A 14,163-nucleotide genomic window follows, 5' to 3' on the forward strand; every position below is an offset into this window, starting at 1 on the left:
TAAACAAAACATACAGCCACTGCAGCCTGACCTTTTTCAGATGATTACATTCACTTTTTTTACACAAGGTAAAAGCACAGCCGCTACAGCTCCCGCCGGTTCTTCACTGGCGCAAGCTGTGTATACAAGCGGTCAGGCAGACGCCCCCGCACTCTGCTCCGGCATAGGACGCTGCGGGCAATGCCGTATGCGGCTGGACCATGCCCCGTCGCCATCCGGCGATGATCTTGCTTATTTTTCAGATACGGAAATAGCAGAAGGCTGGCGGCTGGGCTGTCGCCACGTCGTGCAGGAAGGCATGCAAGTGCACCTGCCGGATATCACGCCTGTCCGCAGGCGGTCGCCCGCAGGCAAAGCTGACGGCCAGATGATGCTTGCCGTCGATCTGGGAACAACAAGTCTGCACTGGGCCGCAGTGGGGCAGGAGCAAGACAGTGTCCGCATTGTTACCGAAGGCAGCGAAACCAACCCGCAGATGGGGGCAGGCAGTGAGGTAATGTCTCGTCTGGCATCAGCCCGCGAGCCAGCCATGAGGGCCCGTCTGGCAATGCTGGTAAAAAAGCGTATTGCAAGCATTATCGAAGAATTAGAGGTAGAAACAGGCCAGCAAATTGCCTCCTGTGCCATTGCCGGTAACGCGGCAATGACCAACATCCTGCTGGACCTGCCCGTGGAAGGTCTCTCCCGTGCGCCATACAGCCTGAATTACCATGGTGACGACGTTGTCGAGCTGGATATTGCATCGGCCGGAACCAGCAGGGCGACAGGCAGCCCAAAGCACAACACGCTTCCTCCGGCTTATATCCCGCCGCAACCTGCGCCTTTTGTAGGTGGCGACATCAGCGCGGGAATGGCCCATTTATGCTGCACTGAAACAGCCCCCGAGTTCCCGTTCATACTGGCGGACCTTGGCACCAACGGAGAATTTGTACTGGCTCTGTCGCCACAAAAATCACTGATTACCAGCGTTGCCATGGGACCTGCGCTGGAAGGCATAGGCCTGACACATGGCAGCATGGCTCAGGAAGGTGCGGCAACGGCCTTTGCCGTGACACCAATTGGCCTTACTCCCGCAGTTCTCAACGCAGAAGGTAATGCGGTAGCCGCAGCACCGGCATCCATGCGCCCTGCCGACGTAAAAGCTGGCAGCTTGCAAAACGCCGGAGCCATGCGAAGCATCAGCGGAACCGGATATTTATCACTCATTCATGCTTTGCTGCGTACAGGAGTATTGACCAGAGAAGGACAGTTCAACTTAACCTCCACATCTCCCATCGGCCAGCGCCTTGCCCGCAACATTATACAGCCGGAAAACAGTGCAGATCGTGACGGGCCAAAACTTGTATTGGCGCAAGGTGTTACGCTTTCTGCCCATGACGTGGAAGAGATTCTAAAGGTAAAAGCCGCTTTCTCGCTTGCCTTTGAGCGCTTGCTGTGCGAAGCCTCGCTCTCACCTTCGGACGTAAGCCATATTTTTCTGGCCGGAACGCTGGGGCAGCACGTTGCTGTAGCAGACCTCGAAGCGCTGGGTTTTATACCGGCAGAGCTGGGCCCGCGTACGAAGGCAGTAGGCAATTCATCACTGCAGGGTGCCATCCGTTTGTTGACCCGTCCGGAATGCCGCCAGTGGGCGGCTGACTGGAGCGCTTCCACCACTTCTGTAGACCTTACAGCTGCACCCGATTTCACCATCAACTACATGCGCCATATGCGCTTTTCATAATTATATGCATCAGGGAATTCTGACACCACCTTCGCGCCAGATACTGCAACAGCTGGCCGACTATCAAAAAATACTACTCAAGGCTTTGCCCATGAAGGCTGCGCACAGACGCGAGCTGCCGTACGCCATCCGCGATCTTTCACGCGTGCTTACCAGTGACCGCTCTGACATGCGCAAGGGCTATTGGACAGCGCCGCGCCAGATCAGTGCCTACGTGCACTATTTTCTGCCGTGGAACCTGTACCGGCTGGCATGGCTGCTGCCCTCACTTGATCTGGGGCTGGAAAATACCGACAATCCGCTGCTGCTTGATGTAGGCAGCGGACCGCTGACCATGGCTCAGGCTCTTTGGATCAGCCGCCCAGAACTGCGTACAAAAGAACTGACATTTATCTGTGCCGACATGTCCAGCAAGCCCATGGAGGCCGGACTTGCCGTGCTGCAAACCATGGCCGAAGCGGCAGGCACGCCGCTGCCCTGGCGCATGAAGCTGTTACGCGTACCTCTGGAAGCGGTACTGCGCGAAAACCGGGGTCGCGTTGCCCTGCTGCTGGGAGCCAACGTGCTTAACGAACTGAAACCCGGCAAGCGCCAGCAGCCCGGTGAACGCATGGAAACCGTCATCCGCAACATGGCTTCCTGCCTGCGCCCCGAAGGCCGCATGCTGATGATGGAGCCGGGAACCCGCCACGGCGGCCAGACGCTTTCCCGCGCCCGTCAGGGTTTTATGGAGTGCGGTTGCGCACCGCTGGCTCCGTGTCCGCACTATGGTCAATGCCCCATGAACGGGGAAAATGACGGCGCATGGTGTCATTTCAACCTGCCTTCCCACCTTGCGCCGGACTGGCTTGTCTCACTTTCCGGTGAGGCACGTTTTGAAAAACGCAATGTAAGCCTCAGCTATATTTTCGCACAACGCATTCCAGCACAAAGTGCCGATGAACGCGGTCTTGATCACATCACGCCGCAACACTTCGATGCAAACGACCTGCCGCAGTGGGACGACGAAGAAGGCATGGATGCCACCGAAGAGTGGGACGACTGGGACGAACTGGACGACAGTTCAATCGCCGCCCGTTTCCCCGAAAAAGACAGCGACCTCGTCCGTGTCATTTCCGAGCCTTTTTCCGTATATGATCAGTTCGGCAAAGCCCGTTACGGTTGTTCCGGAAACGGACTTGTCCTGCTGCTTAATGCGGAACAGATTCATTCCGGCGCACTGGCTCCCGTACGCTGGCCTCTTGATATTACAGATAAAAAGTGGCGGGATATCAAATCAGGCGCACTCATTGTGGAAGCCCGAAACAAAATTACCGCCACAGACAAATCAGCCCGCTGGCAGGAATCAGACAGGGACTATACTGAAACATCAAGCAGAGGTGCCGGATTCAGTCGCGACAAGGCGCAAACAAATAAAGGACGGACTGCGAAAGACGGTTACAGCGCTTACGAGCAACGGCCTTCGCGAAGTGATGACCGGCGCCCGAATCGCGATAATGACCGGAATGACAGATACCCGCGTGAAGACCGTTACGATAGCAGAGAGCGCCGGCAGGACCGCCGCGGCGCAGATGACAGCCGCAACCGTGACGGTAACCGCAGGGCGTACGGTGAAGCTGCAGATGGCAGCCCGAACTCCCGCCCGCAGCGCGACCGGAGCGACGGGCGGGACAAGCGGGAAGACCGCGGTTACAGGCAGGACGGTCGTGATGGCCGCCAGCGCTGGTCTGACGACAGCGGAAAAAAATCTGACAGATATTCTGATGAAGCCTCCGGCAATTCCTGCGACAGAAAGTCGGAGCGCGGCCGGAACGACGGCAAATACGGCGATCGTCGTGACGAAGGTTCCGGTAAACAGCAGGACAGTCGTCGGAACGGACGTAATGGCCGTGCCGATAAATACGGACGCAAGAACCAGACTGATCGCGAAAACCGAAAAGAGCGCTCTGAATATCCTGAGCGTTCGGACCGCCCTGAACGTTCGGACCGCAGGAAGCTCCACGATCATGATGATCGTTCCAGCCGTTCGGATAATCAAAACCGCAGAGAAAAGCGTTCTTCCGGCAAGCCTGACGGCGGATACCGTTCTGACTATGACAATGGTCGGGGCAAGGACACCACCGGCAGACGTTCCGGCAAAGGACGCCCTTCGGGCAAGTCCGCCCGTAATGACAACGGTAAAAAACGTAACCGGTAAGTTATACCAAAATATCAAGCGGGGCATTATGCCCCGCTCATCGTACGTGCCATGCAAATAATCGATCTCGGACTCATCTCTTACACTCAGGCGGAAGAGCTGCAGAAGGCACGGGTGGAAGACGTTGCCCAAGGGGCTGAAAACACCCTCTATCTGCTGGAGCACCCCAAGGTTATCACATTCGGCCGCAACGGCGGCAGGGAACACCTGCACGTCAGCGACAATATGCTGGAACAGATGGGCATAGAAACAGCCCGGACAGCCCGTGGCGGCAACATTACCTGCCACTTTCCCGGGCAGCTTGTGGCCTATCCGGTCTTCCGCATTGCCAGCCGCCCCGGAGGAATGCGGTCCCTTTTTTACGACCTTGAAGAAGTTGTCATCCGCACTCTGGCCCACTTCGGCCTGCAGACACAACGCTGCGAGGGGCGCCCCGGTGTATGGATTGAAAACCGCAAAATCTGCTCCATCGGCATTGCAATGCGTCGCTGGACCTCGTACCACGGGTTGGCGCTCAACGTCTGCCGCGACGTGAGCCTGTTTGAAATGATAACGCTGTGCGGACTGGCCGATGCAAAAGCCACTTCGCTACAGGCAGAACTGAACGACGAGAGCGTGACCGTGCAGGAGGTAAAAAATGTCTGCGCCAGAGAATTCCGTACCATTTTTACGGATTCCGCCGTGGCTTCGCACAAAGATTCCGTGTAACCAAACGTACACGGCAACCCGCGAACTGGTGGGCGACCTGAACCTGCACACGGTCTGTCAGTCTGCCAAATGCCCTAACATGTTCGAGTGCTTTTCCAGCCGCACGGCAACGTTTCTCATCCTTGGCGGCACCTGCACACGCAACTGCGCTTTTTGTAATATCGAGCCGGGTGACGTGCTGCCGCCCGAACCGGATGAACCCGCACGGGTGGCACTGGCAGCTCAACGGCTGGAACTGAAGCATGTGGTTGTCACTTCCGTCACCCGCGATGATCTGCCGGACGGAGGCTCTGCCCATTTCGCGGCTACCATTCGTGCCATTCGAAAAATTCTGCCGGACTGCACCATAGAAGTGCTCATTCCGGATTTTCAGGGCGATGCAGCAGCATTGCAGACCGTCATCAACGCAGGGCCGAATATTATCAACCACAATGTGGAAACACCGCCTGTGCATTACAGCCGCATTCGCCCGCAAGCTGATTATGAGCAAAGCCTTGAACTGCTGCGCCGTGTAAAAACGCAGGACGGCATCAGCAAAAGCGGCCTGATGGTGGGGCTTGGTGAAACAGATGATGAAGTGCGAGGCGTGATTGACGACCTTGCCGCCATTGATTGCGACATAGTCACCATCGGGCAATACATGCGCCCCTCAAAAGGGCACCCCGCCGTGCAACGGTACGTCCATCCCGATATTTTTGAAGAATATGCCGCATATGGTCGCAGCAAAGGCATTACGCATATGTTCAGCGCGCCGCTGGTCCGCAGCAGCTATAACGCATCAATGTTTGTGCAGGAAAAGCAAAAGGCAGAGCAGGCGTAAACACACTAAGGATATAGCTGCTCTCTTTGGCCGCAGAACTTGATTTAAAAGCCTGCAACCACTGCAGGGCGTTCTCGAAGTCCAGCTTTCCCGCGTAGCTGTGTTGGTTGTGACCCTAAAAAACTGATGTAGGCCTAGCCCTCTATGCTTTTTTCCGGCATAGCCACAGCATACTGAACATGCAGGTCAACATCTGGCGGCACCCATGCAGCATCCTCGCCTCTGTAAAATAATCCTTCAGACAACTTGCCCCCGCAGTTTTCTCTTTCCCCCAAAAAACATGCCCGCCGGAGATTTTCCTCCGGCGGGCATGTTTACAATATTTAGCCAGTTATCTGCCAACTCAGCTTAATGCAGCTCCCAGTCCTTGATACGCAAATCCACGGAGGCCAGCCCATTGTAGCGGTCAATACGCGGAGTGTAGGCCAGACGCATTTTTCTGCCTTTCATATCGCGGGGCATGTTGTCAGCCTGACGCCATGCTTTTGCGCGCAGCGTAACCCCGCATACGGGGTCGAGCAATTCCAGCTGCATATGATTTTTGCCGAACTTACGGTTACCCCGTACCTCCAGCAAAGGAGATGAAAAAGTCGGCTCCGCATTGCCCATACCGAATGGTTGCAGCAGCTCAAGTTCCTTCAGCAGCGAAAAGTCTGACGCTTTTTCGAAACCCAGCTCGGCGTCCACCTTCAGCCGGGCAGTCAGAGGCTTTGCCCCGCACGCCTCAACAACAACGTCATTAAAACGTTTGCGCAACTCTTTCAGGTTATCGTGCGGCAGACTCATACCTGCAGCCTGCTTGTGCCCGCCAAAGCCAAGCAGCAAATCTGCGCAGCGGGTCAGTCCTTCATGCAGATGAAATTCGCTTGTGCTGCGGCCGGAGCCTTTAATCACACCGCCCTCATCGCATAGAATAAGCGTAGGTCGGTAAAACTCTTCCACAATGCGTGAGGCAACAATACCGATAACTCCGGCATGCCAGTCCGGTGCATACAAAACCAGCCCCATCTGCTCCAGCTGACCTTCGGCTTGCACTTTTGCTTCACCCAGAATGCGGTCTTCTTCGTCTTTGCGCTCCTGATTCATGGCATCCAGTTTTGCCGCCAAAGGAGCCGCAGAGTCATAATCAGGCGCCATCAGCAACGCCAGTGCAACATCCGCCTGCCCTAACCGGCCTGCAGCGTTGATGCGCGGAGCAAGGCCAAAGGCAACCTGTCCTGCTCCCAACGAGGCAGAAACACTGTACCCGCTGACTTCCTTAAGAACTGCAATACCGGGACGCTGGGCATCCGTCATAAACAACAGACCGTTTTTCACCAGTATCCTGTTCTGCCCTGAAAGATCGACAACATCTGCAATGGTTCCAAGCGCTACCAGATCAAGCAGCGGGCGGATATCAGCTTTTTTGCCTGTCCGCTGTGCAAGCTTGCCGTTAAGAGCCGCCATCAAAAAAAACGCCACACCCACACCCGCCAATGCAGGGCACGGGCAGTCAGCAAGACGCGGATTACAAATAGCATTGGCCTGCGGCAATGTTTCTGCGGGCAGATGGTGGTCAGATACCACCACAGTCATGCCCAGTTCGCGGGCTCTGGCAATGGGGGCGTGGTCGGAAATACCGCAGTCGACAGTCAGCAACAGGCGGATTCCCTGTTCTGCCAGCTTTTCCACCCACTCAACATTCATGCCGTAGCCTTCTTCAAAGCGGTTGGGAATATGATGCTGCACAGCTATATCATGGGCCGCCAGAAAGCTTTTGACCAGCGCGACAGAAGTCACGCCATCAACGTCGTAGTCACCCCACACGGCAAAAGGCAGTCCTTGCGACAGTCCTTCTGCCAGTACCTGCGCGGCGTCATCAAGCCCCGGCCAGCAGGCAGGCGGTGCAAGATGCCGTAACCCCGGACTCAGGTAGACATCCATCTCTTCGACGGTGCGCAACCCTCGTGCCCACAACAGGTCTATCAGCAGGTCGGATACACCGAGCTGTTCTGCCCAGCCGCCCGCCGTTGCAGGCAACTGTTCACCATCACGTCGAATCCATTGTTTCGCCACAAAAAACCTCGTTATACTCAAACAAAAATCAGCAATAAAAAAACGCAGCAGGCTCTTTCCGCTGCGGACTGTGTAGTAAAACTATATAAAAATTCAGACCAATAACGCAGCAAGCTGTCCTATACGTTCTCCGGCAAACTGCGTTTCCAGAGAAGCTCTCAGCGCTTCGGGTGTTGCAACAAACTCACTCAGAATATGCGCAGTCTCATCCGGCAATTCTTTACGATGCTCAAAGGCGATCAGCGCTATATCGGCAAGATGCAACACTTTGGCGGATCTTGCAAAATCGCCCTCTGCCAGCAGCGGAGAATGATGCCAGCTGATGGTCTCTGTCAGTTCCGTCGGCAGTTGCCAGTATTCCAGAACACGCGCACCTGCAAGGGCATGATCCAGTCCCCACCACAAATCCTCGGCCTGATGATCCGCAAGATCACTTTTCACAGCCAAGGTTCGTATGGCAGTCCAGTCTGCCGGTGCCAGCGCCGCCATAAACAGCTTGCCGATATCGTGCAACAGGCCCGCGGTGTACATCATTTCCGGGTCCAGATCGTCCGTATGCGCCGCAATGGTCTTTGCAAACGCCGCCACCCGCAACTGGTGCAGCCAGTAATCCCGTAACGAAAAAACGTCGGGAACAGGATGACTGTTTGTGACAGCAGAAAGCCCGATGATCAGTACCAGATTACGCACTTCACGCAGTCCCAGCACTGTCACAGCCCTGCCGACAGAAGAAACTTGTGATTGCAGCCCGTAGTAAACAGAGTTGGCAAGAGAGAGCACACGGGCAGAAAGCGCCGGATCGCGGCTGATCATTTCGCCCACTTCAGGCAAGGACAACGCAGATGTTTCCGCTGTACCTGCAAAAAGGTCACGGATAAGCCCCTGCTCCATAGGCAGGTCTGCCTGCGCTTCCAACGCACGCTGCAAAAACTGATTTGCGCTGTCCTGTCTGCTCATATGCATTCCGGTAGCGCCGTCATGCCGCGCCACAGTTACCAGACAAGGCGGTTACAGGGGCTAACACCCTGCTCAGTCATGTACACCGGCTACAGTTCGATAGGGGTAGCCGTACCCTCATCTTCCGCGGACTCTTCCGGCTTTGGTGCTGCACCGCCGGCTGCGCTGTTTTCAGCCGCTTTCTGGATTCCGGCTTTCGGGTCAGCAGCAGCGGGCTTTTCAGCACCGGAAGCGGGAGCTGTCCCGTCCTGTGCAGCTTTGACCACCTTCAGCATATCCACTGCAGCCCCGCGCATCTCCTGCGGAATAAGATCTTTTGCCTTCATCCACACCAAAAACTTAACGGCAGCCTCAAGCGTGGGGTTCGCTTCAAGGCATTTCAGCAGATGCTCCATGGTTTTGGCATAATCTTTCTTTTCAAGGCATGCGCGGGCCATGTTGTACTGAAGGTTCTCATCGCTGCCGGAAAGCTCCACGGCACGCTCGTAGTATTCCATAGCTTGATCGAACATCTTGTTTTTACGCAGGCTGATGCCGAATTCGTTAAACAGGTGCTTGTGTTCAGGCTCAAAGGCTGCTTCCAGCTTAACAAGGCGCTCGAAAATATTGTCTGCCTTGGCGGATTCCCCCCGCTCAAGATACGTCAGCCCGAGACCGAAGTTTGCGCGAACGTTTTCTTCGTCTACCTGCAGTGCATTGCCATATTCATACTCTGCGCTGAAGTGTTCACCACGTGTACGGTGTCTGTCTGCGCGGGCAACGGTCTTGGTCAGTTCCTGCATTTTAGGAAAAACCGTCTGCACATAAAATTCCGGCTCGGGCTGAAACGTATTTATCACGTCATCAACATTGACCTTTCGCTTCGGGCCTGAGGGAATGTAATTGCTGTTCAGCGGCTGAACTTCTACCACGCCGTTATCCAGCTCTTCCACCATCCAGAATGCTTTCTGAATGGTCTTACGGGTGGTGGTTCCTGTGCCGACCTTACGGACTTCCTGTGTGGAAAAAACACCTTTAATCCGTTTTCTATCAGGATGTGCAGCCGAAGCTTCCTGTTTATCCTGCGACATTTTTCCCTCCTTATTACACCAAGCAAGCTGTCACTATGCTTCTTGCATAGACAACAGGATCGCGGCAGCCGCTGCTGCAGGGTCCTCTGCTCCTGTAACGGGCCTGCCCACTACCAGATAGTCAGCACCTGCACGTACTGCTTCCTGCGGAGTCATTGTTCTGCGCTGGTCATCATCTGCCGCCGCAGGTCTGATACCGGGCGTAAGGCAGATATAGCTTTTACCACAACGGGCTTTTATGCTTTCCACCTCATAACCTGAACAAACAACCCCGTTCAAGCCCCACTCGCTTCCGGATGCAGCCAGCATAGTAACCAGTTCAGGCAGTTCCACATTCATGGAGGGCGGTAAATCTTCCTGCGACATGCTGGTAAGCACGGTAACACCCAACAAGACAGGAGTATGAGGCGAAGCTGGACCTTCGTACCCTTCGCGCAGTCCCTGCACAGCAGCCTGAGCCATACGCCCGCCGCCCAACAGATGGATATTCACCATATCGGCACCGGCACGCACAGAGGAACGTACAGCACCACGCACGGTATTGGGGATGTCAAAAAACTTCAGGTCAAGAAACACCATGAAGCCCATATCTTTCAGGCGCTGCAGAATAGACGGGCCGGTGGCAGTGTACAGTTCGAGGCCGACCTTAACCCAGCGAACAGTGCCTTTCAGCTTTTCAGCCATAGCCAGTGCGCTTTCACTTTCAGGGTAATCAAGTGCAACTACAAGTTCAGCCATGACTAACTCCACTCCGCAAGTAATTCATCCACAAGATCAGGACGGCACATGGGAGAAAGCGTTGCAGCCAGATACGCCGCACGCAGTTCGTCATATGCCTGATCAAGGTTATCATTCACAATCCATGCATTGAACCAGTGTGCCTGCTGCAACTCACGGCGCGCATTCGCCAGACGACGGGTAATGGTGTCTTCCGGATCAGTGCCGCGCGCACGCAGACGGCGTTCCAGCTCTTCGCCGGAAGGCGGCAGAATGAACACATAGCACCCCTGCTTGAGGCTGCCCTTCAACTGGGCAGCACCCTGCACGTCTATGTCAAAAAGCACATCACGACCTTCTGCCAGCAGCTCACGGGTATCTTCCAGCGGGGTACCGTAGAAATTACCGTGCACCTCTGCCCATTCGGCAAAAAAACCTTCGTCACGCAGCCTGATAAATTTTTCTTCAGTCACAAATTTGTATTCGCGACCATCCTGCTCGCCCTCTCTGGGCTGGCGGGTAGTATAGGAAACAGAAAAGGCAAAGCGGGGAAATTCCTTAAGCAGGCGTTGCGTAAGGGTTGTTTTTCCCGTGCCGGAAGGCGCGCATAATACAAGCACAATGCCGGAGCGGCTGCGGACCATCAGTTGTTGTCCTCCTGAGTGAAGCGTTGACCTATAGTTTCTGCCTGTATGGCAGAGAGAATAACATGATTTGAATCGGTAATAATGATCGAACGTGTTTTACGCCCCTGCGTAGCATCCACAAGGCGTCCTTGCTCTCGTGCGTCTTCACGCAGGCGGCGCATGGGTGAAGACGCAGGGTTCACAATCGTAATCACTCTGTCTGCAACGATAAAGTTGCCGAAACCGATGTTGAGCAATCTCTGTTTCTGCATGGCTACTCGATATTCTGAACCTGTTCGCGGCACTTTTCGAGTTCGTTTTTAAAGTCCACAACCACCCGTGAAATGGAAGGGTCCTGCACTTTATTACCGCAGGTATTAATCTCGCGGAAGCATTCCTGCAGGGTAAAATCAAGCCGTTTACCCGCGTCCGTTCCTGCTTTGAGCAGTTCAAGCAGGCGTTCAAGGTGGGCATTCATACGGGTCAGCTCTTCGCTGATGTCCAGCTTGTCCGACTGGATTGTGATTTCCTGCAAAAATCTGTTGGGATCAAGCTCAAGCCCGTCACGTTCCAGAATTTCGGCAATACGCTCGCGCAGGTTGGTAAACTTATCTTCTTTGATGGAAGGTGCTTTTTCGCCGATCACAGCAGCCCAGTCCTTCATGCGGCCGATGCGCTCTTCAAGGTCGGCCAGCAGAGCTGCCGCTTCTGCTTCACGTGCAAGGTTCCAGTCTGCAAGCGCTGCAGCAAGGCCTTCTTCAAGACTGGTGAGCAAACCCTCATCCAGTTCATCAGAAGCATCTTCCCATAGATAAGAAAGGTTCAACAGACGGTTATAATCAGGGGTAAAGGTATCGCCGCGCTGAGCCGCAAAGCCGGTCAACTGCTGCAGCATGGACTCTGCCTGACGGGTATTGAAGCTGACACCGTCCAGCCCTTGGCGCCGCACGTCCAGAGAAAGCGACACATCTACGCGACCACGGGAGCCGAATTTGCGGACAACTTTTTCCAAACGCGATTCATACCCGCGCAAAAAGCCGGGCATACGCCATTTAAGGTCAAGGTGACGGCTGTTCACGCTACGAATTTCCCATGTCTGAGTCCAGTCAGGGCTTTCCTTGGTGCATCGGCCAAAGCCGGTCATACTGCGAAGCATAGCAATCTCCATGCAAAACCGCCCTGCTGAGCAGGGCGGAAAATTATTATTGAAAGGCTTCATCGCGCACTGCACTGGTATACACAGCGTTATTTACGCCGACCATGCACATTGCAAATTGATGAAACCACATAAATACAGTCATTATTTTCTCCGGCACTTGTCTGCCGGTTTACAGGTGCCAAGGGTTGCCCCGCAACGATGTGGCGTTCCATACGCCATAAGAAAGAGAGGTGCAACAGCAACCAGTCTGGATAACTGTTTGCAAGGCCTTAGCTGGCAGTGTCGTAACTACGCTTTACAGCAATGCCCAACGACAGGGCAGGAACGTAAGACCCTTAACAGACAAACAGTTGCAGCAAGACAATTGCAAGGGCCGCCCCTCTTTGGCAGTTTGCTGCAGGCATCTGCCTGTTGCCATGATACTTCGAACGCCGCAGTAAGCCGTTTGCAGTCTCGTCAATATTTTAAAATCAACTCGTTCGAATCAGGGCACTTGCTGTAACCACTTGCGATTGATTGCAGTTACGGCACTTTCGTTGTTTCCTGTAGCCAGCGGTCCAAAATACAAAACGTTAACTGCACGGGGTAACTATTAAAGTCCCTTTGCGTACCGACACGGGACGAGCCCCAACTATTTCTCTGAGTGTAGCATTTTCCGGCTGTGAATCAAATCGGCAGTCTGTATAAAACTCACTTACACCCTTTGCCGGAGAAGAGCTTTGCAGCACCACATGCACGGTGTCATGCGTCAGAAGAGACTGCAGAAAGGCTTCTTTTTTCTCCGCCGCTACAGCGCGGATTGCGGCTGCACGGGCTTTTTTCACCGCCACCGACAACTGGTCCTTCATATCGGCAGCAGCGGTTCCCGGTCTGCGAGAGTACGGAAACACGTGCGCATAGGTAAGCGGCAATTCCTTACAAAAGGCCAGCGTTTCCTCAAATTCCTGCTCCGTTTCACCGGGAAAACCCATCAGAATATCTGCACCCAGACCATACACAGGCCAGATATCACGAAGTTGTTGCAAAAATCCGAGAAGCGGCTGCGGCTTGTAATGTCCGCGCCCCATACGTTTAAGAACCGTAGGGCTGCCGCTTTGCAAAGAAAGGTGCAGCTGCGGGCTGAGCAGCGGATTTGCAGCAAGCGTTTCAAGCGCCTTATCGCCCAGCTGCCCCGGCTCAAGCGAGCTGATGCGCAGACGGGCTTTGCCGGCCCAGCGGGGAGCAAGCTCTTTGCCCAGACGGGCAACCACATCCCAGAAGTCCAGCGGCATGGCAAGATCACGCCCATACTGCCGCAGGTTGACCCCGCTTAAAATAAGTTCGCGGAAACCGCCTTCCAGCAGCCTTTCTGCCTCCGCCACAATATCATGCGGGGCACGGCTGCGTGACGGGCCGCGGGTAAGCGGCACAATACAATAGGTACAACGATGCGAGCAGCCATCCTGAACCTTTACCACGGCGCGGGCACGCGTGTAGTCGCTGACCTGCATATCAGGAAACGACACATCTTCCTGCGCTCCGGTTCTCTGTCCGTCTCCGTCATCCGGTGCTTCCGTTGCCAGGGCAGACTCCTGTTCATCGGCTACAGGCTCGCCGGAAAGGTCGGGCCAACGCTTTAAGCTGGCTTTTGCTTCCTGCGGAACCACTCTGGCAACACCGGGCAGGGCAGAAAGCTCTTCCGCCATCACCTGTGCCGCGCAACCGGTCACCACAATGAGGGCATCAGGGTTGGCACGATTGGCCTGCCGCACGGTGCTGCGCACGTCGCTGACGGCTTTTGCCGTAACGGCGCAGGAATTCACCAGAATAATGTCTGCGGCCTCGGCACTATCTACCTCTGTAAAGCCGCGTTCCAGCCATACCTCACGCAACGCCTGCGTTTCGTACTGGTTAATTTTGCAACCCAGAGTTGCCGCGTAAAAACGGATATTGTTATCTGTCATATTTACTTTCTATACATAACCGCACTGCTGGCGGCATAAAAAATCGTGTTCAGGTGTCGGGGGTGTATAGCCGGAATGTCCGCAAAAAGGTAGTGCCGCTGTAACACGCTGTTTACAATATAAATTCTGTATTCAGCCTGCACAAATGAGTTTTGGTCAGGCAGCATGAACAGCGTCCAGCAAAATTA

Annotated in this window: 12 protein-coding genes; 4 read left to right on the forward strand and 8 right to left on the reverse strand. The window is 54.8% G+C overall.

Annotated elements, in window-relative coordinates:
• The first annotated feature begins 40 nt into the window (after positions 1-40).
• The 4 genes from ACK5LI_RS14790 to lipA are packed head-to-tail and all read left to right on the forward strand — an operon-like array spanning position 41 to position 5,448.
• A complete protein-coding gene (locus tag ACK5LI_RS14790; RefSeq protein WP_416950746.1) occupies positions 41-1,723 on the forward strand; it encodes an ASKHA domain-containing protein in 1,683 nt (560 codons plus the stop codon).
• Between the two features lie 4 nt (positions 1,724-1,727).
• Positions 1,728-3,920, forward strand: a complete 2,193-nt coding sequence (locus tag ACK5LI_RS14795) for a small ribosomal subunit Rsm22 family protein (protein ID WP_416950748.1) — start codon at positions 1,728-1,730, stop codon at positions 3,918-3,920.
• Between the two features lie 51 nt (positions 3,921-3,971).
• A complete protein-coding gene (lipB, locus tag ACK5LI_RS14800; protein ID WP_416950750.1) occupies positions 3,972-4,628 on the forward strand; it encodes a lipoyl(octanoyl) transferase LipB in 657 nt (218 codons plus the stop codon).
• Complete coding sequence (lipA, locus tag ACK5LI_RS14805) at positions 4,558-5,448, forward strand: lipoyl synthase (RefSeq protein WP_416950752.1); 891 nt, start codon at positions 4,558-4,560, stop codon at positions 5,446-5,448. The genes lipB and lipA overlap by 71 nt, the downstream gene beginning before the upstream one ends.
• Positions 5,449-5,796: 348 nt before the next feature.
• On the opposite strand, the gene recJ is transcribed toward lipA, so the two are convergent.
• The 8 genes from recJ to mtaB all read right to left on the reverse strand — a co-directional run bounded on the left by recJ (position 5,797) and on the right by mtaB (position 13,975).
• Positions 5,797-7,503: a single-stranded-DNA-specific exonuclease RecJ gene (gene recJ / locus ACK5LI_RS14810; protein ID WP_416950754.1), complete on the reverse strand. Its 1,707-nt coding sequence runs from the start codon at positions 7,501-7,503 to the stop codon at positions 5,797-5,799.
• A gap of 93 nt (positions 7,504-7,596) precedes the next feature.
• Entirely contained in the window at positions 7,597-8,460 is an 864-nt protein-coding gene (locus ACK5LI_RS14815; protein WP_416950756.1) for an HDOD domain-containing protein, read from the reverse strand.
• Positions 8,461-8,549: 89 nt separating this feature from the next.
• Positions 8,550-9,530 carry a tetratricopeptide repeat protein gene (locus tag ACK5LI_RS14820; protein WP_416950758.1) on the reverse strand — a complete coding sequence of 327 codons (981 nt, stop codon included), beginning with the start codon at positions 9,528-9,530 and terminating at the stop codon, positions 8,550-8,552.
• A gap of 33 nt (positions 9,531-9,563) precedes the next feature.
• The gene (pyrF, locus tag ACK5LI_RS14825; protein WP_416950760.1) at positions 9,564-10,268 is read right to left on the reverse strand and encodes an orotidine-5'-phosphate decarboxylase; all 705 of its coding nucleotides are present in this window, start codon (positions 10,266-10,268) and stop codon (positions 9,564-9,566) included.
• 2 nt (positions 10,269-10,270) lie between these two features.
• Positions 10,271-10,891, reverse strand: coding sequence for a guanylate kinase (gene gmk / locus ACK5LI_RS14830; protein ID WP_416950762.1), 621 nt, complete (start codon positions 10,889-10,891; stop codon positions 10,271-10,273).
• Positions 10,891-11,145 (reverse strand): DUF370 domain-containing protein, encoded by a 255-nt coding sequence (locus ACK5LI_RS14835; protein ID WP_416950764.1) that lies wholly within the window; start codon positions 11,143-11,145, stop codon positions 10,891-10,893. The genes gmk and ACK5LI_RS14835 overlap by 1 nt, the downstream gene beginning before the upstream one ends.
• Before the next feature lie 2 nt (positions 11,146-11,147).
• Entirely contained in the window at positions 11,148-12,029 is an 882-nt protein-coding gene (locus tag ACK5LI_RS14840) for a YicC/YloC family endoribonuclease (RefSeq protein WP_416950766.1), read from the reverse strand.
• A gap of 575 nt (positions 12,030-12,604) precedes the next feature.
• Positions 12,605-13,975 carry a tRNA (N(6)-L-threonylcarbamoyladenosine(37)-C(2))-methylthiotransferase MtaB gene (gene mtaB, locus ACK5LI_RS14845; protein WP_416950768.1) on the reverse strand — a complete coding sequence of 457 codons (1,371 nt, stop codon included), beginning with the start codon at positions 13,973-13,975 and terminating at the stop codon, positions 12,605-12,607.
• Between the last annotated feature and the right edge of the window lie 188 nt (positions 13,976-14,163).

It is taken from the genome of Oleidesulfovibrio sp. (assembly GCF_047973035.1).
Taxonomy (GTDB): Bacteria; Desulfobacterota; Desulfovibrionia; order Desulfovibrionales; family Desulfovibrionaceae; genus Oleidesulfovibrio.

What these genes read in the sequence shown, in the direction of transcription:
- ACK5LI_RS14790 (WP_416950746.1), top strand. Translation starts at nt 41, where the DNA reads ATGATTACATTCACTTTTTTTACACAAGGTAAAAGCACAGCCGCTACA.
- ACK5LI_RS14795 (WP_416950748.1), top strand. Translation starts at nt 1,728, where the DNA reads ATGCATCAGGGAATTCTGACACCACCTTCGCGCCAGATACTGCAACAG.
- lipB (WP_416950750.1), top strand. Translation starts at nt 3,972, where the DNA reads ATGCAAATAATCGATCTCGGACTCATCTCTTACACTCAGGCGGAAGAG.
- lipA (WP_416950752.1), top strand. Translation starts at nt 4,558, where the DNA reads ATGTCTGCGCCAGAGAATTCCGTACCATTTTTACGGATTCCGCCGTGG.
- ACK5LI_RS14815 (WP_416950756.1), bottom strand. Translation starts at nt 8,460, where the DNA reads ATGAGCAGACAGGACAGCGCAAATCAGTTTTTGCAGCGTGCGTTGGAA.
- ACK5LI_RS14820 (WP_416950758.1), bottom strand. Translation starts at nt 9,530, where the DNA reads ATGTCGCAGGATAAACAGGAAGCTTCGGCTGCACATCCTGATAGAAAA.
- pyrF (WP_416950760.1), bottom strand. Translation starts at nt 10,268, where the DNA reads ATGGCTGAACTTGTAGTTGCACTTGATTACCCTGAAAGTGAAAGCGCA.
- gmk (WP_416950762.1), bottom strand. Translation starts at nt 10,891, where the DNA reads ATGGTCCGCAGCCGCTCCGGCATTGTGCTTGTATTATGCGCGCCTTCC.
- ACK5LI_RS14835 (WP_416950764.1), bottom strand. Translation starts at nt 11,145, where the DNA reads ATGCAGAAACAGAGATTGCTCAACATCGGTTTCGGCAACTTTATCGTT.
- ACK5LI_RS14840 (WP_416950766.1), bottom strand. Translation starts at nt 12,029, where the DNA reads ATGCTTCGCAGTATGACCGGCTTTGGCCGATGCACCAAGGAAAGCCCT.
- mtaB (WP_416950768.1), bottom strand. Translation starts at nt 13,975, where the DNA reads ATGACAGATAACAATATCCGTTTTTACGCGGCAACTCTGGGTTGCAAA.